Source organism: Weizmannia sp. WK01 (genome assembly GCF_025905465.1).
GTDB lineage: Bacteria > Bacillota > Bacilli > Bacillales > Bacillaceae_C > Weizmannia > Weizmannia faecalis.
Map to the genome: position 1 here is coordinate 1,606,788 of NZ_CP109616.1, position 20,388 is coordinate 1,627,175.

At 47.1% G+C, this 20,388-nt stretch carries 19 protein-coding genes; 15 read left to right on the top strand and 4 right to left on the bottom strand.

What is annotated here, in order from left to right; all coding sequences use genetic code 11:
• Window positions 1-22: 22 nt before the first annotated feature.
• From msrA to OF158_RS07435, 3 genes are all read left to right on the top strand, one after another.
• The gene (msrA, locus tag OF158_RS07425) at window positions 23-559 is read left to right on the top strand and encodes a peptide-methionine (S)-S-oxide reductase MsrA (protein WP_035185054.1); all 537 of its coding nucleotides are present in this window, start codon (window positions 23-25) and stop codon (window positions 557-559) included.
• Window positions 549-971: a peptide-methionine (R)-S-oxide reductase MsrB gene (gene msrB / locus OF158_RS07430; RefSeq protein WP_017550782.1), complete on the top strand. Its 423-nt coding sequence runs from the start codon at window positions 549-551 to the stop codon at window positions 969-971. The genes msrA and msrB overlap by 11 nt, the downstream gene beginning before the upstream one ends.
• A gap of 89 nt (window positions 972-1,060) precedes the next feature.
• Entirely contained in the window at window positions 1,061-1,237 is a 177-nt protein-coding gene (locus OF158_RS07435; RefSeq protein WP_014098459.1) for a YjcZ family sporulation protein, read from the top strand.
• 49 nt (window positions 1,238-1,286) lie between these two features.
• Here the strand turns inward: OF158_RS07435 and OF158_RS07440 are convergent, their stop codons facing one another.
• On the bottom strand, window positions 1,287-3,083 hold the full coding sequence (locus OF158_RS07440; RefSeq protein ID WP_014098458.1) for a methyl-accepting chemotaxis protein: 1,797 nt from the start codon (window positions 3,081-3,083) through the stop codon (window positions 1,287-1,289).
• A 178-nt stretch (window positions 3,084-3,261) separates the two neighbouring features.
• Between OF158_RS07440 and OF158_RS07445 the strand changes: the two genes are divergently transcribed.
• From OF158_RS07445 to OF158_RS07475, 7 genes are all read left to right on the top strand, one after another.
• Window positions 3,262-3,480 carry a YozE family protein gene (locus OF158_RS07445; RefSeq protein WP_014098457.1) on the top strand — a complete coding sequence of 73 codons (219 nt, stop codon included), beginning with the start codon at window positions 3,262-3,264 and terminating at the stop codon, window positions 3,478-3,480.
• 86 nt (window positions 3,481-3,566) lie between these two features.
• Window positions 3,567-4,208: a hypothetical protein gene (locus tag OF158_RS07450; protein ID WP_014098456.1), complete on the top strand. Its 642-nt coding sequence runs from the start codon at window positions 3,567-3,569 to the stop codon at window positions 4,206-4,208.
• 101 nt (window positions 4,209-4,309) lie between these two features.
• The gene (locus tag OF158_RS07455) at window positions 4,310-4,489 is read left to right on the top strand and encodes a YozD family protein (protein WP_014098455.1); all 180 of its coding nucleotides are present in this window, start codon (window positions 4,310-4,312) and stop codon (window positions 4,487-4,489) included.
• 375 nt (window positions 4,490-4,864) lie between these two features.
• Window positions 4,865-5,659 (top strand): M15 family metallopeptidase, encoded by a 795-nt coding sequence (locus OF158_RS07460; protein WP_014098453.1) that lies wholly within the window; start codon window positions 4,865-4,867, stop codon window positions 5,657-5,659.
• A 70-nt stretch (window positions 5,660-5,729) separates the two neighbouring features.
• Window positions 5,730-7,223 carry a lmo1851 family serine protease gene (locus OF158_RS07465; RefSeq protein ID WP_014098452.1) on the top strand — a complete coding sequence of 498 codons (1,494 nt, stop codon included), beginning with the start codon at window positions 5,730-5,732 and terminating at the stop codon, window positions 7,221-7,223.
• Window positions 7,224-7,331: 108 nt separating this feature from the next.
• Window positions 7,332-7,769 (top strand): MarR family winged helix-turn-helix transcriptional regulator, encoded by a 438-nt coding sequence (locus tag OF158_RS07470; RefSeq protein ID WP_035185046.1) that lies wholly within the window; start codon window positions 7,332-7,334, stop codon window positions 7,767-7,769.
• A 379-nt stretch (window positions 7,770-8,148) separates the two neighbouring features.
• A complete protein-coding gene (locus tag OF158_RS07475) occupies window positions 8,149-8,886 on the top strand; it encodes a CAP domain-containing protein (RefSeq protein WP_035185040.1) in 738 nt (245 codons plus the stop codon).
• Between the two features lie 131 nt (window positions 8,887-9,017).
• On the opposite strand, the gene OF158_RS07480 is transcribed toward OF158_RS07475, so the two are convergent.
• Window positions 9,018-10,382, bottom strand: a complete 1,365-nt coding sequence (locus OF158_RS07480; RefSeq protein WP_035185038.1) for an MATE family efflux transporter — start codon at window positions 10,380-10,382, stop codon at window positions 9,018-9,020.
• A gap of 184 nt (window positions 10,383-10,566) precedes the next feature.
• On the opposite strand from OF158_RS07480, the gene OF158_RS07485 reads away from it, so the two are divergent.
• Entirely contained in the window at window positions 10,567-11,301 is a 735-nt protein-coding gene (locus OF158_RS07485; protein WP_014098448.1) for a hypothetical protein, read from the top strand.
• Window positions 11,302-11,364: 63 nt separating this feature from the next.
• Complete coding sequence (gene dapF / locus OF158_RS07490; protein WP_014098447.1) at window positions 11,365-12,360, top strand: diaminopimelate epimerase; 996 nt, start codon at window positions 11,365-11,367, stop codon at window positions 12,358-12,360.
• Between the two features lie 58 nt (window positions 12,361-12,418).
• On the opposite strand, the gene OF158_RS07495 is transcribed toward dapF, so the two are convergent.
• Window positions 12,419-14,260, bottom strand: coding sequence for a DNA ligase D (locus OF158_RS07495; protein WP_017550792.1), 1,842 nt, complete (start codon window positions 14,258-14,260; stop codon window positions 12,419-12,421).
• A 90-nt stretch (window positions 14,261-14,350) separates the two neighbouring features.
• Between OF158_RS07495 and OF158_RS07500 the strand changes: the two genes are divergently transcribed.
• The 3 genes from OF158_RS07500 to OF158_RS07510 all read left to right on the top strand — a co-directional run bounded on the left by OF158_RS07500 (window position 14,351) and on the right by OF158_RS07510 (window position 18,122).
• Window positions 14,351-15,184, top strand: coding sequence for a non-homologous end joining protein Ku (locus tag OF158_RS07500; RefSeq protein WP_014098445.1), 834 nt, complete (start codon window positions 14,351-14,353; stop codon window positions 15,182-15,184).
• A gap of 91 nt (window positions 15,185-15,275) precedes the next feature.
• Window positions 15,276-15,923 (top strand): phosphatase PAP2 family protein, encoded by a 648-nt coding sequence (locus tag OF158_RS07505; RefSeq protein WP_017550793.1) that lies wholly within the window; start codon window positions 15,276-15,278, stop codon window positions 15,921-15,923.
• 213 nt (window positions 15,924-16,136) lie between these two features.
• Window positions 16,137-18,122, top strand: a complete 1,986-nt coding sequence (locus OF158_RS07510) for a lipoteichoic acid synthase (protein WP_035185033.1) — start codon at window positions 16,137-16,139, stop codon at window positions 18,120-18,122.
• 114 nt (window positions 18,123-18,236) lie between these two features.
• Here OF158_RS07510 and OF158_RS07515 read toward each other — a convergent pair whose 3' ends face one another.
• A complete protein-coding gene (locus OF158_RS07515) occupies window positions 18,237-20,306 on the bottom strand; it encodes a thioredoxin domain-containing protein (protein WP_035185031.1) in 2,070 nt (689 codons plus the stop codon).
• Window positions 20,307-20,388: the final 82 nt, after the last annotated feature.

Here is a 20,388-nt window from a genome sequence, read left to right on the forward strand (position 1 = left end):
CTTTTATAAAGGGGGGAGCCGCATGGCAGAGGAAACCGCGATTTTTGCCGGCGGATGCTTCTGGTGCATGGTCCATCCTTTTGACCAATTGCCCGGCATTCAAAAAGTCGTTTCCGGGTACACAGGCGGAACAAAACCGAACCCGACATATGAGGAAGTGTGCTCCGGTGCGACCGGGCATACGGAAGCTGTTGAAATTACGTTTGATCCGGAAATTTTTCCTTACGAAAAGCTGCTTGACATTTACTGGCAGCAAATTGACCCGACAGATGCAGGCGGGCAGTTTTACGACAGGGGGACCTCTTACCGGCCCGTTATTTTCTATCAAAACGAAGCCCAAAAGCAGGCGGCGGAAGCTTCAAAAAAACGGCTAGAAGAGAGCGGGCGGTTTAAAAAGCCGATTGCTGTCACAATTGAACCGGCTTCCGCCTTTTATCCGGCGGAAAGTTACCATCAGGATTATTACCGGAAAAATCCGACCCATTACGAGGCTTACCGGCAAGGTTCAGGCAGGGCCGCATTTATCCGCAACCATTGGAGGGATGAACATGAAGGATGAAAAACTGACGCCTTTGCAATATGAAGTGACGCGGAAAAACGGAACGGAACCGCCGTTTCAAAATGAATACTGGAACGAGTTTCGCGACGGGATTTATGTCGATGTTATTTCCGGAAAACCGCTGTTCAGTTCAAAAGATAAATATGATGCAGGCTGCGGCTGGCCGAGTTTTACAAAACCGATCGATGCCGGCCAACTTACCGAACGGCTTGATACGAGCCACGGCATGATTCGTACGGAAGTGAGAAGCAAGGCGTCTGACGCGCATTTGGGCCATGTGTTTCCGGATGGGCCAGGCCCTGCGCATCTTCGGTACTGCATGAATTCAGCCGCGATGCGTTTTATTCCGAAAGAAAAGCTTGAGGAAGAAGGATATGGGGAGTATCTTGCGCTCTTTGAAGAAAAAGAATAAGCCGGCTGGGCGGATGCACATACAAAACGGGCCCGTATCCCATACGATGCACTGTACAGAAAAACAGTTTTTTTTGAGGAGTGAATGGGATGTATTACGGCCATGAAGGTGCTTACCCTGCATATGATCCCTGCTGCGGCTACGGATACGGTTATGGGTCCGGTTACGGCTGGGGCTTTGCAGGACACAGAAACGGCTTTGCTTTAATTGTTGTGCTGTTTATTTTGCTGATCATTATCGGCGCATGCTGGATCGGCCCCAATTAAAAAACGGAAAAGGCCCGGGGCATAGCCCTGGGCTTTTTCAGTGTGTCTTTTATATTTTAAAGTTTCCGATCAGCTTGCGCAGGTTTTCTGCCTGTTTTGACAACTCCGAGGCTGCGGCTGTGACTTCTTCCATCGATGCAGACCCTTCCTCGGTACTTGCTGCGGTCATTTCCGTATTTGCCGCGGTATTCATGGCAATCTTGCTGACGGCATCGAACGAATCGGCGACATCGACAGAAAGTTTTTGCGTTTTTTCAATTTGGGCGGCCATGTCAATAATGACATTTGTCGTTTCATTCGTTTGTTTTTGAATGACTTCGAGCGAGTGCATCGTTTCATTGGAAATTTGCACGCCGGAAGTAACCGCCTCTACCCCTTCCTGATTCTGGCCGATAATGGTGCTAATTTCTTTTTGGATCGAACGCACAATATTCGTGACTTCCTGGGCGGCAGACTGGGATTGTTCGGCCAGTTTTCTGACTTCATCTGCTACGACGGCAAAGCCGCGCCCGTGCTCCCCGGCCCTGGCTGCCTCGATTGCCGCATTCAATGCAAGCAAATTGGTTTGTTTGGCAATCCCGGTGATCGTCATAATGATCTTTGTAATATCATCCGACTTTTCACCGAGCGCCTCTACCGTTTTGCTCGTATTTGTCATGATCGCTTCAATGCTCTTCATTTTGCCGGACGTTTCCATAATGGACCGGCTGCCTTTTTCTGCCGATTCTTTCATATGGAGCGAAGCCTGTTTTACCGTTTCCGCCTGCCGGAAAAGCGTATCGACCACTTCTTCAAGCGACTTCATTTTCGATAAGGATGTATCCATCTTGGAAGAAGTTTGTTCGCTGTCTGCCGCGATTTCATTGGCTGTTTCCGCAATCGACTGGATCGTTTTCGATGTTTCTTCAGAAGAAGCGAGCAGTTCTTCGCTTGAGGCAGAGACACTTTCCGCCATCGCGGATACTTCTTTTACAAGCCGGGCAATGCCGTCTATCAGCTGGTTTGTATCTCTTGCCAGTTTTGCCAGTTCGTCATTGGACGTCACTTCAATCCGCCTTGTCAAATCCCCGCCGGCATCTGCGATTCCCAAAATCGACCGGCTGATTTTTCTCGTGCTCGATTTGATGTTTTTCGTTAGGCTGATGCTGAGCATGACAGCCAGCACGATGGCAAGCAAGGAAAGGGTGACGGTTACGATCCGCGCAATCAGGACGGAACGATGCAAGTCGCCGATCCGGCTTTCTGATGCCTGTGTGGTGCTTATCAGCAAATCATGGATGCTGCTTTTCAAATTTTTCATGTAGTCGGATGCCTGGGAATCCTTCACTTGTGCAACCGCTTCTTGTTCCGACCCGTACTGCCTTGCTTCGACAACCCGGTCAACTGTTCCTACCCAGAAATTATAGGCTTCCGAAATTTTTTCGAGTTTTTGGCTCTGCAACCGGTCATCTTTCAGCATTTTTTGCAAGCGGCTTAACGTGCTGCTGGCTTCCTGTTTCCCCTGGTCATACGGCCGTAACGCAGCTTCATTTCCGGAAATGGCGTAATTCAGGGCGCCCGTTTCAATTTCGCCGGTCTGATTGAGCAGGCTTTGGACACGATCGTGCACGGCGAGGTCATGCTGGACAACATGATTGATTTCATTCTCCAGCTCGCGCATGTTTATGTATGAAGTGACGGTTAATACAATGAGCAAGACGGTTAAAACCCCGAATGAAATCACAATTTTTCCCCTGATCGTCTGCAAATAATAAAGGGGAAGCCGATGCAGCTGGCGGTTCGGACGGGAATTTTTCCGTTTCTCGCTTTTTTGCTTTCTTATTGCAAAAATGTTCCTTTTATTCAATCAAAAGCCCCTCCTTTTTACCCTGTGAACCGCAAATCATCATCTATATTTTAAACATGTTTTCTATCTTTTTCTAGTTTTTTGTAAAAACTTCCTCTTCCCGTAATGCCACCCTTTCTACTTTACGCGGGGGAGACGATCCGCTATATTGGAGTAAAAATCATTTTGGGGGATACTTATGAAATCTTTTTACCAGTTTTTAATGAGATATAGGGATCCGCATCTCCGTGACGAGTTGACGGTTTTTGCCAATGGGGCATACAATGATCACAGTTTTCCGAAACATTCAACCAACTATCATGAAATCAGTTCCTATCTCGAATTAAACGGGCATTATATCCCGTCAATGTCGGTTTTTGATCGGGCATGGGAGATTTATAAAGGCGAAAGCAAATAACCGGCCGAAAATTGTGCTGTTCGCTTTTTCCGGAGCGCATGCATAGAATGAAGTAAAACGTGTTTCGTTTTCAAGGAGCATGAAAAATGGATGCAAAAGCGCCGAAGTTTCAAGTTGGAGATACAGTGGTCGTAAAAGTATACGGGACGGTGGGAAAAATTACGGCTGTGAGACAGCTGGAAGGAGGGTATTTCTATGTGGTCAATGACCGGGAAGGCCTCCTAGCCGAACAAAGCCTCGCCCGCCTGGAAGAATATGACGGGATTCTGTATAAGAAAGAGGAAGTCAATATAGAATTGAAATTTTTTATCGGGGATATTGTAAAAGTAAAAGGCTATGGCGGCGTTCTTTTTAAAATTGTTGGTTTCCGCACGGAGATTTGGCGGTATGCAGAAGATGCATGGGAAGATGTGATTTATGAAATGGTCAGCATTCCAAAGGGCGAATGGCTTGAAGCGGATGAAGAAGAACTTTTGTTAATCGCCGATGCCGGGCAGGCCGATTCGTTTGTCAGCCGTTATCAATTTTTTTACCCGATGAAAAGCAGCCCCCTGTATCAGCTTGTCACTTCCGACTTGAAAACGCAGGAAAAAATCGACCGCCTGCTCGATATGTATAATGATTATGCGCTACTGTTAAACCTGTTTGGTGATGAGGCATACAGGGCCATGCTTGAGGCGGTCAAAATGCAAATCCAGGTTCTTTCGGCGCACGGCGGCCCGGATTAGTTTAGCGGGTTTGGCATATCAGGCCGTACGGGGTCATATTTATATCAACAAACAGAACAAAACGCGGGGTGGCTGCGGGATGAAAAAAGGGGGCGTTTTTAATGGAGAATATGGATGTTTATATTGATACAGAGGAAATCGCCGCATTCTTTTTTAAAGAGCTCGTGAAAAGGGGATTTGCGCCCCGTGAAGAAGAACTGGACGAAATTGCCGATATCACTTTTGAATACTTGCTTGCAAAAAGCATCATAGACGAAGAATATGAAGACGATTCCATATGAGGCGATCTGTTTGCAGGCCGTACAGGGAAAGGTGCAGCATCGGTATCCGGGACAGCCTTTTTCGGTCCCGCACGAAATAGCACTTGATGTCCCGTTGAATTTGCCTTAAAATAAAAAGAGAAATCGCAGGGGGAGAAACCTGCGATTTTTTTTGGCAAAGGAGCGGGATGCGGACGGTTGTGCGCTTAACGGGAATGTGCTTGCTTTTTCCATCGCAGAAAGATCCGGATGGGGCATTCATGCCGCTTCTTTTGCAGTTCCGGCTCAAAATGGGGGCGAGCATCCATTTTGGGACAGAAGCCCATGCCGCAGTGAACGCGGTACCGGTAGAAGGATCAAAAGCACAAATTTTTTAGGATAGAGAAAGGTGACAACATGAGAAAATATGTATATACCGGCCTTGCCGCGATTTTTTTGGCCGGCTGCAGTGTAACAAACGGAAACCAGCCGGAAACGGGCGCCCATAAAAGTACCGCGCCGGCGAAACCGGCCCACACGGATACCGCGAAAAAAACCGGTTCCGGTTTGGTGCTTGATGCAAAATATTTTAACAAAATCAAAACGGTTAACGGGAAAAAAGTGATCCAGAATCCGGACAATATTTTGGCGCTTGTCAATAAAAACTATATTCTCGGGGATTACAAACCGAAAGACCTCGTCCGGCCGAATGTCCGCTTTTCATTTGGCGACGAAAGAATCGAAAAAAGCTATATGCGGAAAGAAGCAGCCGCGGCGCTTGAAAAAATGTTTGCCGCCGCCGAGAAGGACGGCATTGAATTATATGCCGCTTCCGCATACCGGTCGTATAACCGCCAGAAAGCTGTGTATGCGGCAGAAGTGCAAAGTTCGGGGGAAGAACATGCAGAACAGGCGGTTGCCATCCCGGGGTCGAGCGAACATCAGACCGGTCTCGCCGTTGATATTACAAGCCAGACCGCCCATTTCCTTCTCTCACAGCAAATGGGGAAGCAGAAGGAAGGCATCTGGCTTGCAAAACATGCACATGAATACGGGTTTATTTTAAGGTATCCGAAAAACAAAGAAAACATTACGAAATATGAGTACGAGCCCTGGCATTTCCGGTATGTCGGAAAAGAGGCGGCAGCCGTCATTTACAAGCACGGCTGGACGCTTGAAGAGTATTTCGAACATGTACATAAGGCTGAATAAATCCTGGGCTCTTTTATTAAAAAGAAAAAGCTGGTAGAATAAAGAAGTTAGAAATCGGGAGCTATGACTTTTGGAAAACGGCATGAAAGTGGTGAAGCCTTTGGACGATGAGAAAAAACAGACGGAATCCGGCCAGGAAGAACAAACCGGTTATATCCGTATGAAAAAATTTAAATTTGTCATGCTTTTGTTTTTCGTGATTTTCATAACAGCCGGCATTACGACCGCTGCCTTTGCGTTCGGCGACCAAAAAGCCGTCAACGTGACGACTGTCAACCGGCCGGAGTTTGACAAACTATATAAAGCATATGACAGCATCCAGAAAAAATATTACACAAAAGTAAAACAGAAGACGCTTGTCGACGGGGCCATTAACGGAATGGTGGAATCGCTCAATGACCCGTATTCTGATTATATGTCAAAAACCGAAGCATCAGACTTCAATAACACCATTTCTTCTTCTTTTGAAGGAATCGGTGCGGAAGTGGAAGAAAAAGACGGCTATATTGTGATTGTTTCGCCGATTAAAGGTTCCCCGGCCGAAAAAGCCGGCCTGAAGCCGAACGATAAAATACTCGCGGTTGACGGCAAAAGCGTCCATGGCATGAGCGCCAATGAAGCGGTCATGTTGATCAGGGGCAAAAAAGGGACAAAGGTGACACTCACGATCCAGCATGTCGGATCGAAAGACGAAACGAAAGTGACCTTGACACGCGACACGATCCCGGTCAATACGGTTTATGCGAAGATGTTGAAAAACGGGGTTGCCCATATCCAGATTACGACATTCTCAGACGGCACATATAAAGAATTCAAGGCGGCCGTTGAGAACATGAAAAAGCAAGGAATGAAGTCGATGATTGTCGATGTGCGTCAGGACCCGGGCGGATTGCTTGACCAGGCTATTAAAATTGCGAATATGTTTGTGCCGGAAGGGCGTACGATCCTGCAAACGGAAGACCGGAACGGCTCCCGGGAGAAATATGTGGCAGAAAGTGGCACGAAAATAACGGTCCCGGCGGTTGTGATGATCGACGGCGGCAGCGCGAGCGCTTCTGAAATTTTGGCGGCCGCACTGAACGAATCGGCAGGCATTCCGCTTGTCGGCGAAAAATCATACGGCAAAGGCACCGTGCAGTCTGCTGAAAAATTCAACGACGGATCGATTTTAAAATTCACCGTCCAAAAATGGCTGACACCAAATGGCAGCTGGATCCATAAAAAAGGGATTGAGCCGGATGAGAAAGTGTCGCTTCCGGATTATGCCAAACTTCCGGTGATCGGAACAGATGCAGAATTGAAACTGTATTCGGTCTCGGAAGATGTAAAGACGGCGGAAAAAATGCTAAAAGCACTCGGTTACAATCCGGGCAGGGTTGACGGGTACTTCGACTGGAATACAAAAACGGCTGTCGAAGCTTTCCAAATGCATGAAAAAATGCAGCCGACAGGCATCATCAATGGCGATACGGCAACAAAACTGATGTCTGAAATCAGCAATCTTATTACGCGGCATGATACGCAGCTCAAAAAAGCCGAAGAAGTTGTCCAAAAAGAAAAATAGCAAAATAAGCCGGGAGCAAATCTCCCGGCTTATTTTATGCAATCCCATGCACGAAAAATGATATAATAAAGTCAGGAGATTCGCTGTCCCATATGAGAAAGGAAAGGAATGGGAGTGTTGGAGACAAAAGATACAGTTGATCTGGAATTCATCTTCCGTAGAATATACCGAAAAATTAAAGAAGAACTGCATAGCTTGTTAAAAGAGCATGTGACGCTTAACGAATTTATGGTGTTAAAACTTTTATCGGAATCTTCGATGCGTTCATCCGATTTGTCGAAAATACTGCAAGTTTCCGCCAGCCATATTACTTCTGTAACCGATTCACTCGTGGAAAAAGGGCTGATTGAGCGGAAAAGATCCAATAAAGACAGACGTGTGGTCGATTTAATTTTAACGGAAAAAGGAAAATCGTTAATCAGTCAGTTGAAAGAAACCAAATCTCAGTTTCTAAAAGACCAGCTGAACGTTTTTACGGAAGAAGAACGGGAAACATTGTACAGGCTGTTCCGGAAGTTTGAAGATCGCCTCAATCAAATGCACTGATATGAAAACGCGCCCATATACACAAAAAGCGCCCTGAAGCCGCAAGCCCGGCTTCGGGGCGCTTTTTTTAAATGAATGTGGCAGCATGCAACATTTAAGAAAAAAATGTAACAATACCCGCCCGTTTTCCGCCTTGTCAACCCTGAAATCCTTCCATCTTTTGGATATTTAAAAAGACGGTGCCAATGTGTGAAATGATAGGAAATTCGCACGATGCATGGAAACCTTTGATACAGCTGGCTTTTTCATTTTCAGTTTGCAAGCAGGCCCCTGCTTTGCTGCTTGTTCTATTTTCTCCCAGAAATATTACAAAAATCGTATGTTATGATTCTATTGTGTACGAGAGAGAAACCAACGAAAACGAGGGAGGACATCATTGATGAAAAAGGCCATGTTCACAACAGCAGCAGCACTTGCACTGATCCTTGCACCGGCAGTTTCCGGCAAGGCGGGGGCAGCCTCAAACGAAACAAACTGCAGCCCGAAAACGGTTGTTCAACATGAATACAAGTTTCATAGCATGCAGGAATTGGAGAACTGGTTAAAGCAGCATAACATCCGTTTTTCTTTTAAACCGGCAACCAATCAAACGGCTTCAAACAACGCAGGCAAAACGAACCAGACAACGGCAGCACCAAAGCAATCGGCACCGGAACAAACAGCAGCACCAAAGCAATCGGCATCAAAACAAACTTCAACGCAACCGGCAGGCAGCACGCAGTCCCAGGCTGCCAACACGTTAAACGCCTATGAAAAACAAGTGGTGACCCTTGTAAACGAAGAACGGGCGAAAAACGGCCTTGGCGCGCTGAAAATTGATACGGCTTTGAGCAAAATGGCACGCGTCAAATCGAATGATATGGCAACCCATAAATATTTTGACCATACAAGCCCGACTTACGGATCTCCGTTCGATATGATGAAGCAATTCGGGATCTCGTATCAATATGCCGGTGAAAACATCGCAATGGGCCAGCAAACACCGCAGGAAGTCATGAATGCATGGATGAACAGCGAAGGCCACAGGGCGAATATTTTAAATAAAAACTTCACCCATATCGGCGTGGGCTATGTTGAAAACGGCCATTACTGGACACAAGAGTTTATTGGAAAATAAATTGCTTATCGCAGCCTCTTTTACGGGGGCTGCTTTTTTGTACGCACTTTTTGAAACGTCACTTGCGGAAAACGGGTCCACTTTCCTGCAAGCTGGTCCATCTGCCGGATGTGCCCCGCTTGCGCCAAACCTTATCCATTCTTTTTCAGCAAATCTCCGGCTTTTTGCTGGATATAATGCAAGCGCCCTAAAAGTGTTACCGCACCTACAGCAAGGCCTGTGATCAGTCCGATCCAGTAGGCAAACGGGCCGAGGGCGGTGACGGCATCCAGCAAATATCCGAGCGGAAGCCCAATAACCCAATATGAAACAAACGTCATAATGGTCGTAATCCGGACATCTTTATACCCTCGAAGCGCACCTTGCACCGGCGCCTGAACCGCATCTGACCATTGGAAAAAGATGGCATACAGCAAAAAATGTCCGGTTAACCGGATGACAGCCGGATCATCACTGTAAAACGCTGCAACTTGTTCATGGAATAAGTAGAGCAACAGCCCGGTCAAGGTGGCGATCACAACAGCGGTTATAAGCCCGATTGTGCTGTACTGGCGGGCGTCTTGAAATCTTCCGGCCCCTGCTTCAAAACTGACAAGAATCGTCATTGCAAGCGAAATGCTGAGCGGAAGCATGTACAAAAGCGATTCAAAATTCATGGCGGCCTGATGGGAAGCGATTGTGTCAGTGCCAAATTTGCTCATGAACAATGTCACAACCGAAAAAATGCTTGATTCAAAAAAAGTCGACAACCCCATCGGGATCCCAAGCGCCAACAGCGCTTTCCAGCTGCGGAACGAAACCGGGTAAAACGTGCGGAACAGCCGCATTTCAGCAAAACGTGGCAAACGCATAAGCACAAGGATTGCAATCAACAAGATAAGCCAGTAGGTGATGGCACTCGCAACGCCGGCACCTGCCCCGCCAAGCTGCGGAAATCCGGCATGCCCGAAGATGAACAGAACATTCAATCCAATATTGATGGGCAGCGCCAACAGTGTGATCAACATTGATATTTTTGTCAGCCCGGTTGCATCAATCAGCGAGCGGCAAACCTGGTAACAGAACAACGGAATCAGCCCGAAAGACAGGGCAAATAAAAACCGATGCGCGACCCTCTCCACATGCGGCGCTAAATCCATCCGGCCAAGGACCGGCCCGATCGATAGCCCGCCTGCAAACAGCACCAGTACGGCCATACAGACGGCGACGTAAAGGCTCTGGATAAATGTACGGGGGATTTCATCCGTGTTTTTGCTGCCGATCAAATGGGAAATGATCGGGGTAACCGCCTGTAAAACCGTTCCAAGCCCGGTTGAAACGGGGAACCAGAGGGATGCGCCGATCGCAACACCGGCCAGATCGGCTTTGGAAAAATGGCCGGACATCGTTGTATCGAAAAAATTCATGAGCAGCATCGCAAGCTGGGTGATGAGAATCGGCAGAAATAAATGCCAAAGCTGTGCGATTTTTTCTTTTAAGGTAAAGGTTTGTTTCATGTTCATTCCCCCAACTTTTCCACGGACTCCAAAAAATTATAACATATTCATTTTTCGGGCCGCCATGGATAGCCTGCCATGAAGATGGAAATGCCCGGCGAAAGATTTGCAAACCCGTAAAACCATCATGATTTATAAAAAGTCTCATATAATAGAGTGACCAGACAAAAACGGGAGAGTCTGTATGGAGCTGAAAAAAACCTATTCGACGTTGTCTCACATGTACCTGTGTCAAACCGTTATTCTTGCATGCGGCCTTTCCGCATTTTGTCTCACGCTGATGTATATCGGGCGCGGCGGCATGTTCAACTGGCTGATTTTGGCCGTCTGGCTGTTCATTCTCTACTTTGCTGCGCGCTATTTCTACTATCAAAAGATAGAAGAAAACATATCCGGAGAAAAAGGGGAGGAAGAAAGACAAGCGGACAGCGGGCAGTACTTGATCCAGTTTCCGCCCGGTGCAAAACTCTCGGTGCAGCTTTATGATGGAAGCGGCCGCTTAGGGTGGCTGCTTGAGGAAAAAGCTTTCAGACAACAAATCCGGTATTTCCGCCTTGAACGGGGAGCGGGCGCCACATTTAGCGCCACGGTCCGCAAACGGCAAAATTGGGAAATCAGCATCGGGTTTCCGGCATATGAACGGTTCTTTTCATTAAAAAGAGCAAAGGGAAAAGAAATGATATTTGAAAACGGCAGCCGGACTTGTGCGATCCGGAAAAATGGAAACCATGATTTGGAATTTTACCGGGACGAACAACTTTTAGCAGTGGTGTCACGCGGCGTGATGCCGGTAAGCTGGCAGCAGAAGTTTCCGCTTAATGCACCGGTACTTACTTTTATACGGGGGACGGAAGAAGACGAAGTACTCGTCATCGCACTGCTCGCCTTTTTTTACAGGCATAATAAATATTTCGTGTAAAAAAAAAGAAGAAATGATACAATTTTTGTAAGAATAAAGAAAGAAAAAGAGAGGAAATCCATCATGCATGTGAAACTGATTAAATGCCACGGCTCAGGCAACGATTTTTTGCTGATCGATGAAACGGAAATCTCTGCGCCATTAACGGACGACATCCGCAAAAAAATGGCTCTGTCATTTTGCCGGCGCGATGCCGGGCTCGGGGCGGACGGCCTGCTCTTTGTGTCGGAAAGCCAGCAGGCAGACGCAAAAATGCGGGTATTCAATGCGGACGGTTCCGAGGCGTCCATGTGCGGGAACGGCCTGCGCTGTGTTGCGCGGTACGTATCCGAAAAACGCGGGAAAGACGATCTGTTAATTGAAACGATGAAAGCAAATCTATATGCCCGCAAAGCAGAGCCCCTATTGGACGGCATCCCAACGTTCCGGGTCGAAATCTCGCCTGTCTCCTTTGACTTGAACAAACTGCCGATGCATATTGATAAAGAAGTGCTCATCAATGAACCGGTTAAGGCCTTGTCGGAAGATTTGTCGTTTACAGCAGTTGCGGTGCCGAATCCGCATCTGATCGCCTTTGTCGAAAATGAAGGATTCCGGTCTGATACGCAAAAAACATTGTCCGAGTATGTGAACGGACCAAATGATATCTTTCCGGACGGCGTGAATGTCAGCTTTGCCAAACCGATTGGTGAAAATGGCTTATACGTCCGCACGTTTGAACGCGGCGTCGGTTTTACAAATGCGTGCGGAACGGCGATGTCCGCTTCAAGCCTTGTGGCCTGCCTGTTAAGATTGCGCCCGTTCGGTGAAATGATCGACGTGTTCAATAATGGCGGTAAAGTACGGTGCTTTGTCCAAAAAATTGAAAAAGAAGGGGAACCGGCATACACGATTGACCTGATCGGTAATGCCACCTATTTATACGAAACCGCTGTTTCTTTTGACGATGGGCACCCGGAACAGTTCCGGATTGCAGAAAAAAAGGATTTCGGCGAACAGAAGCTGTATCAAAAGCTCGAAACCCATGCAAAAGAAACGGTAGAGAAAGCATTGGCTTAAAATTTTCGTCTCCTGTAAAAGGGAGGCGTATTTTTTTCGATTGGAAAGCTGCGCCAAACTATATGGGGCGCCCTTTGTTCTGCTTTAAAAATGCAAGTACCGGGGCAAAAGGCTGGCCGCTTTTGCAGGCAAAGAATCGCGCAAACGGGCAGCCGTACCGGTTCACACGCGAAAGGACCGTTTCAATGGTAAAGTCATACGGCGAAAGCGACGCGTTTACTTCTTCCCAGAAAAGCGGCGCCGCCACAAGCGCATCCTCATGCCCGCGCATCGAATAAGGTGCAATGATCGTTTTTCCTTCCGCATGCTGGACGAAATCAACATATAATTTTCCGCCCCGTTTTTTCTTCATCCGTTCGATTGTAAAATGTTCAGGCGATTTCGAAATGAAATAAGCAGCCATAAATTCCGTGAACAGCCTTGTATCTTCCCATGAGAACTGCCTGTCCGGCAATGGAATGTAGACTTGCAGCCCTTTATTTCCAGAAATTTTGACAAAGCTCTCCAAATGAAGGGCATCCGTCACCTGTTTTAACAGCAAAGCCGCTTCTACTGCAAGTTGAAACGCATCCCGGGAAGGGGGGTCAAAATCAAATACAATCTCACTGACGAAACGGCTGTTTACGGTCTGAAACGGGATATGGTATTCCACCGCTAGCTGGTTTGCGAGCCACATCAGTGTTTTTAAATCGTTGCAGACAATATACCGGATGTCTTCATGCATAGCCGTATCCACAAAAGCGGGCGCATAATCGGGGCAGTTTTTCTGGTAAAATGCCTCGCCGAAGACGCCGTGCGGGTAACGGATGACGGTCAAAAGCCTGTCCGAAAGAAACGGCAGCATAAAAGGAGAAATTTCCCGCATATAGGCAAGAAAGTCGAGCTTTGTCACATGGCGCTTTTTCCATAGCGGTTTATCCGGATGCGTCACTTCCACTTCTTCCGGAATGGCGGCGTTACGGAGCCTGAAATCTTCAAACGTGCAGGCATCCGGCGAAAGGTCAAAGCGGAAGCGGTGGAAATGCGGTTCCCGCAGATTGGCGCCGTCCCATTCCAAATAAAATATCTCGACGCAAATCGAAGGATCGATCGTGTAGACGCCGTTTTCATTGTTTGTGGCATTTTTCCTGACCGCTTCTGTGAGGATTTGTTTTTCGTCCGGATTCATGCTGAAAAGAAACTGGCCGATTGGAAAAATGTCGCCATCTTTAAACACTGCGACATCGAAATACCCGTTTTTCTCGTCGTAAGCCGTAATAAAGCAGGCGGCTGTCTTCCAATTTTTCACTTTTATCCATGTTTCAACTCGTTTTCCCGCTTCCCACTTGCTGTCCGTTTGTTTTGCGACAATGCCTTCACTGTTAAAATTTTTCACCGTCTCTTTTAAGACGGATGCGTCACGGGTGAACGGGATTTGCTGAACCCGTGCCGTTTCGCCCGGGGCGGGGGAGAGCGGCAGCGCGAGCGTTTCACATAAGTTTTCCAATGCTTTTTTTCGCTGCAAATACGGTTTGCCGGCCATATCCTCTCCACCAAGCATGAGCAAATCAAATACGAGATAATGGGCGGGGCGCATTTTCGCCTGCTCTGCAGCTGCTTCAGCTTTCATCCGCCCGCGGCGTTGCAGCTCCCCAAAGCCAGCTTTATACGGATTTTCAAGCAGCACAAGTTCGCCGTCAAGCCGTAACGGAAGCTGCCCTTTTACACGGCCTTCAAGCGTTTGCAAAAAGGTGCGGATTTCCGGAAACCGGGGCAGCAAATCTTTTTCGTTGCGGCTCCATAACCGCATGCCGTCTTCTGTCCAGTCGAGGATCGCGCGATAACCGTCATATTTAATTTCGTATACCCACTTTCCTGTATCTGGCAGAGACCATTTTAAAACCGGCAACATCGGTTTCATTTCGAGCACCCTTTCTTTTTCCAAAAGTTGAAGTACATAGCGGGGTGGATTCGTACATATATTATCTTCAAAAAGCGAGGCGTTTCATTCATGCATACGATGTGGAAAGGCACGATCAGTTTCGGACTCGTCAATATCCCGATTAAACTGCATGCCGCAACGGAAGATAAAGATATCAAATTGCGTTCCCTTCATAAAAAATGCCATTCCCCGATCCGGTATGAAAAGGTTTGTCCGGTGTGCGAGGAAGAATTGGACGCAAAAGAAATCGTAAAAGGATACGAAATCGCGAAAGGAAAGTTTGTCGTACTGGAAGAGGAAGAACTGGAAGAACTGCGCAAACAGACAGAAGAAAAAGCAGTGGAAATTATGGATTTTCTTGATATGCGGGAGATCGACCCGGTCTATTTTAACCGGAGTTATTACATGTCCCCGAATGAAGGGGGCGTAAAAGCTTACGGCTTGTTGCGGAAAGCGCTGACCGAATCAGAGAAAGTCGGACTTGCCCGGATTGTTATGCGTTCAAAGGAGCAGCTCGCCGTTATCCGCGTGTATGAAAACACGCTTTTGATGGAAACGATCCATTACCCGGATGAAGTCCGGAAAGCATCTGACGTTCCGAATGTGCCGCAAGATGATGAAGTCTCGAAAAAAGAAATTGAGACGGCAATTTTGCTGATTGATCAGTTAACGACATCGTTTGAGCCTGAAAAATATACGGATGCATACCGGTCAAACCTGATGGCTTTAATTGAATCGAAACGGACCGGAAAAAAACTCGTCACGGCAAAAGTAAAAGAACCGGAAAACAATGTGACCGACCTGATGGCGGCGCTCCAGGCTTCCATTGACAGGGCAAAGCCGGCAAAAAAACCGGCAAAAAAACCAAAAAAAGCGGCCAAAACAAAGGCAAAAGAAGCGTAAAAACCGGGCGGTACCGGATAGCACGGGGAATGCCGGAAAATTTGCCGGAAAGCCTCCAATATGGTAAATTATTTCATATTGGAGGTTGATGATGAAAAGGCAGACGATTGTGCAATGGCTGTTCGTTTTACTGGTGCTTTCCTTCTGCACCTGGATTTTTTTTGAAATCGCCGGTCACTTCAACCAGGCGGAGATCCGGCATTTTGACCTTCCGATTATCTCATTTGTCCAGGGGAATATTTCCGGCCGGCTAACGAGCGTGATGCTGGCTGTTACCTTTCTCGGATCTGTAAAAGGGGCGGCGGCGGTCACCCTCTTTCTTTCCCTTGTGCTCTGGATCAAAAAATACCGTACACTAAGCCTTTATCTCGCTGTATCTGTCGCGCTTGGAGCCGGGGTTTTTAACACCATATTAAAATACATATTCAAGCGCCAGCGTCCCGATATTATGCGTGTCGTCCAGGAAACGGGTTACAGCTTCCCAAGCGGGCATTCGATGGGATCCATGATTTTATACGGCTGCCTCGTATTGATCCTGTTCCGCATTGCGAAACGCCGGTGGGTGAAGGTCGCGGGGACGCTGTTTGCCCTTTTATTGGTGCTTGCCATCGGCATTAGCCGCATCTATTTAGGGGTCCACTACCCGAGCGACGTTGCCGGAGGATATGCGGCCGGCCTTGTTTGGGTCATTTTATCTGCGCTTGCGTTGAACTTGTTTGAAAGAAAATTGAAATTGTAATAAAATATGGTGGAAATAAAAATATTTGGCGGTGGGTATGCGGAATTCCGGCGCGGACAGCCCCGCTTGGCCGGAAAGGGCTGCCCAGGGGCTGGAAAAGCCGTTGATGAGCGCTTGCTTTTTTTTAAAATTGTATTACAATATGTTGGTATGAATAAATGAAGCGTCCTGAAATTGTTGCCGGAGAGTTTGGCAATTGGGAGGGAATACTGAATGAAGATCTCGTTTAACCAGATTAAAAGTTTGCTAAATAAAAAATACGCCCTGTACTTTCTCATGGTTTTATTGTTCTGGGTAAAAACTTATATTGTCTATAAAGCGGAATTCAATCTGGATCTGCAAAACGGCATGCAGAAATTTTTGCTTGCCATCAATCCCATCAGCTCGGCACTGTTCTTCTTTGCGCTTGCGCTTTTCTTTAAGGGACGCGGCCGGATCATTGCAATGACTGTGATTGACGTGCTTTTGTCTGTTTTGCTGTACGCGAATGTATGCTATTACCGTTTCTTCAATGACTTCATTACGCTGCCGGTTTTGTCGCAGACGAAAAACTTCGGCGACCTCGGCGGGAGTGCAGCTGCATTAATGAAGCCTTATGATATTTTTTACTTTTTTGATACGATCATCCTCATTGCCTTGATTGCAACGAAAACCGTCAGGGCCAACGCAGGGAAAATCAACCGCCGCTCGCTTGCCGGGCTGATGATTGCCGCGATTGCATTTTTCATTTTTAATCTCGGGCTTGCCGAAGCGGACCGCCCGCAGCTTTTAACGCGGACTTTTGACCGTAGCTATATCGTGAAATATCTCGGTATGTACAATTACACGCTTTATGATGCGATCCAGACAACAAAATCGTCTGCACAGCGGGCGATGGCTGACAGCAGTGACGTGAGCGATGTGGAAAACTATGTGAAAGCGAACTATACCGAGCCGGACAGCAAATATTTCGGCGCGGCAAAGGGTATGAATGTCATTTACGTTTCACTTGAGTCGTTCCAGAACTTTTTGATCAATTACAAATTGGACGGCAAAGAAGTCACACCGTTTTTAAACTCGCTGACAAAGGATAAAAACACCTTTTATTTCGATAACTTTTTCCACCAGACAGGCCAGGGGAAAACGTCTGATGCCGAATTTATGATGGAAAACTCGCTGTTCCCGCTGCCGACGGGGTCTGTATTTACGACGAAAGCACAAAATACGTACCAGGCAGCACCTGCCATTCTTGGCCAGAAAGGCTATACATCGGCTGTTTTCCACGGAAACTATAAGACTTTCTGGAACCGTGACGAAATGTACAAATCGTTCGGCTATGACCGTTTCTTTGACGCCAAGTATTACGATATGAGCGACAAAAATACGTTAAACTACGGGATGAAGGACAAACCTTGGTTTAATGAATCGATGCAGTATTTGACCAAATTGCCGCAGCCTTTCTATACGAAGTTTATTACGCTTTCAAACCACTTCCCGTTTCCATTGGATGAAGAGGATGCTGACTTCCCGAAAGGCAATTTCGGTGATAAAACCGTTGATAACTATTTCCAAACCGCCCATTATCTGGATGAAGCGATGCAGCAGTTCTTTACCTATTTGAAGGAATCCGGGCTTTATGACCATACCGTGATTGTCATGTACGGCGACCATTACGGCATTTCGGAAAATCACAATGCGGCAATGGCGAAAGTGCTCGGTGTCCCTGAAATTACGCCATATTTGAACGCGCAGCTGCAAAGGGTGCCGCTGTTTATCCATGTTCCGGGCGTAAAAGGCGGGATCAAGCATACGTACGGCGGTGAAGTCGATGTAATGCCGACGGTGATGCATTTGCTTGGCGTTGATACAAAAGACTACATCCAGTTCGGGTCTGATCTTTTGTCCAGCCAGCATCGCCAAGTTGTTCCGTTCCGTAACGGCGATTTTGTCACCAATAAGTACACGCAAGTATCCGGAACGCTTTACGACAATGCGACCGGTGAAAAAGTCAATCCAAAACTTGGCAAAAATGATGAAAAGATTGCAAAAGAGATGCTGAATCTGTCTGATAAAGTGGTATACGACGACCTGCTCCGTTTCTACACACCAAAAGGTTTTACGCCGGTGAACCGGAACAAGTATGACTATTCCTTTGACCAGACGGATATGGCCGGGTTGCCGAAAACCTCCATTCCGGATTCAGCCAAAAAGAATAAATAAAGAAAACAAACCCCGGTGGAATGCAACCGGGGTTTGTTTTTTGTGCCAGGAAAAAGCATATCGTGAATGCATCATTCCGGCTTCTTTTATGGTTTTCAACAGGCATGTTTTCAATCATTTTTTAAAGAGCAAATCCCTGGCAGTTTGAAAATCATTTGTCGGTTGATTGCAGCTGAAGTTTTCACAGACATAAATGGTTGGTTGCCCGTTTATCATGGCATAATCTTCAATAAAAGGGGCGATTTTGGAGAGTTTCTTCTTTTCGCGCCTTTTTACTGCCATGAAGGAAATTTCGGGGTGAAAATTCTCCTGAATATGGCGGATAAAATCAACAGCTTTTTCTGTTTCATCATCCATAACGATCACCACTTCCTTCGTTGCCTGCTGTGCGTACATCACTGCCTGCATCATCATGGCGTGGGCATTGGGATCATCATGGATAACCTTGCTGAAGGCCTGAAACATTTGCTGGACTTTTTCTTCCAACGTAAAATCCCCGGTCAGTTTCGCCAGCCTTAACAATTGGCAGGCTGCGACACTGTTCCCGGAAGGCAGTGCCCCGTCATAAGACTCCTTTTGCCTGACGAGCAATGGCTCATCGTCGTTTCCGCTAAAGAAAAAGCCTCCTCCATGTCCGTCCCAAAATAAATCAATCATATTGCCGGCCAGTCTTTTTGCTTCCGCCAAATAAAAAGGGGCAAAAGTGGACTCATACAGTTCCATATATCCCCACAGGAGAAAGGCATATTCGTCTATAAAACCTTTGTTTTTTACTTCGCCATCGCGGTATCTTACCATTACCCGGCCATTTTGGATCAAGTTGTCCCTTATAAAAGAAACCGCTTTTTCTGCAGCCTGCACATAAGATGGTTGATAAAAAACACGCCCCGCTTTTGCGAGTGCTGCAATCATTAAGCCGTTCCATGCCGTTAAAATTTTATCATCGCGGAACGGGCGCACCCGTTTTTCCCGGTGCTGGAACAAGCTTTGCCGTGCCGTTTCTAATTTTTCCGCCAGCGCTGCAGGAGAAAACCCTTCCTTTTTTGCAATTGTTTCCAAATGGGTTGTAATCTGGTTCGGAATATTTTTTCCTTCGAAATTTCCCTGCCCGGTAATGCCGTATGCCTGGCAAAAGAGCGTGCCCAACTGTTCCCCCAGCACATCTTTTACTTCTTTAGGCGTCCACACATAAAACTTTCCTTCCTCGCCTTCCGAGTCGGCATCTTCCGCGGAATAGAATCCGCCATCCGGATGGGCCATATCACGCAGCACATACTTGATGATTTCTTCCGTTATTTTTTTGTACCGGGCATTTTTCGTCATCCGGAAAGCATCGGTATAGGCCAGTGCAAGCAGCGCATTGTCATAAAGCATTTTTTCAAAGTGGGGCACCAAAAATTTTTCATCAACGGAATAGCGGGAAAAACCGTAACCAATATGGTCATAAATTCCCCCGCGCGCCAGCCCGTCCAATGTTTTTGTTGCCATCGCAAGCGCATCCCGGTTTTCATAAAATTTGGCATACATGAGTAAAAATACAAGTGAATGCGGCATTGGAAATTTCGGCGCCTTGCCAAAACCGCCGTAGCGGGGATCAAAAGCCTGCTTGTAAGTTTGGAAAGCGCGCCCGGTCGTTTCTTTCGTTAAAGCCGTTTGTTCTCCTTTTTCCCGGCTTGCCTCGAGCGCCTGTTTGACTTGTGCCCCCACATCCTTGATCCGGTCCGGATTTTCGGTGTATTGTTGGGATAAATAATGCAACACTTCTTTAAAACCGGGCATCCCATACCGGCTTTCCCGCGGAAAATAGGTTCCGGCATAAAAAGGGACCTTCTCCGGCGTCAAAAATACGCTCAACGGCCAGCCGCCCTGCCCGGTCATCATTTGGCAAACAAGCATATAAATGGCATCAATATCCGGCCGCTCTTCCCTGTCCACCTTAATCGCCACAAATTTCTCATTCAGGATCCGCGCCACCTCTTCATTTTCAAAAGACTCCCGCTCCATCACATGGCACCAGTGGCAGGTCGAATAGCCGATGGAAACAAAAACCGGCTTGTTTTCCCGCTTCGCTTTCGCAAAAGCGTCTTCGCCCCACGGATACCAGTCAACCGGATTACGGGCGTGCTGCAGCAAATAAGGCGATTTTTCATGAATTAACCGATTGAATGGTCTGTTTTCACCCAAGACATTCCCTTCTTTCTTTCAATTCCTTTGTCATCAGTTTACCTGAAACAAAAAGGCGCTACAAATGCTTGAAATCGCACGG

Bases quoted from the DNA above. Each gene is read 5' to 3' on its own strand.
- OF158_RS07505 (WP_017550793.1), top strand. From the start codon at position 15,276: ATGAAAAGGCAGACGATTGTGCAATGGCTGTTCGTTTTACTGGTGCTT.
- OF158_RS07480 (WP_035185038.1), bottom strand. From the start codon at position 10,382: ATGAAACAAACCTTTACCTTAAAAGAAAAAATCGCACAGCTTTGGCAT.
- OF158_RS07470 (WP_035185046.1), top strand. From the start codon at position 7,332: ATGGGAGTGTTGGAGACAAAAGATACAGTTGATCTGGAATTCATCTTC.
- msrB (WP_017550782.1), top strand. From the start codon at position 549: ATGAAGGATGAAAAACTGACGCCTTTGCAATATGAAGTGACGCGGAAA.
- OF158_RS07510 (WP_035185033.1), top strand. From the start codon at position 16,137: ATGAAGATCTCGTTTAACCAGATTAAAAGTTTGCTAAATAAAAAATAC.
- OF158_RS07450 (WP_014098456.1), top strand. From the start codon at position 3,567: ATGGATGCAAAAGCGCCGAAGTTTCAAGTTGGAGATACAGTGGTCGTA.
- OF158_RS07455 (WP_014098455.1), top strand. From the start codon at position 4,310: ATGGAGAATATGGATGTTTATATTGATACAGAGGAAATCGCCGCATTC.
- OF158_RS07435 (WP_014098459.1), top strand. From the start codon at position 1,061: ATGTATTACGGCCATGAAGGTGCTTACCCTGCATATGATCCCTGCTGC.
- OF158_RS07500 (WP_014098445.1), top strand. From the start codon at position 14,351: ATGCATACGATGTGGAAAGGCACGATCAGTTTCGGACTCGTCAATATC.
- dapF (WP_014098447.1), top strand. From the start codon at position 11,365: ATGCATGTGAAACTGATTAAATGCCACGGCTCAGGCAACGATTTTTTG.
- OF158_RS07495 (WP_017550792.1), bottom strand. From the start codon at position 14,260: ATGAAACCGATGTTGCCGGTTTTAAAATGGTCTCTGCCAGATACAGGA.
- OF158_RS07445 (WP_014098457.1), top strand. From the start codon at position 3,262: ATGAAATCTTTTTACCAGTTTTTAATGAGATATAGGGATCCGCATCTC.
- msrA (WP_035185054.1), top strand. From the start codon at position 23: ATGGCAGAGGAAACCGCGATTTTTGCCGGCGGATGCTTCTGGTGCATG.
- OF158_RS07460 (WP_014098453.1), top strand. From the start codon at position 4,865: ATGAGAAAATATGTATATACCGGCCTTGCCGCGATTTTTTTGGCCGGC.
- OF158_RS07475 (WP_035185040.1), top strand. From the start codon at position 8,149: ATGAAAAAGGCCATGTTCACAACAGCAGCAGCACTTGCACTGATCCTT.
- OF158_RS07485 (WP_014098448.1), top strand. From the start codon at position 10,567: ATGGAGCTGAAAAAAACCTATTCGACGTTGTCTCACATGTACCTGTGT.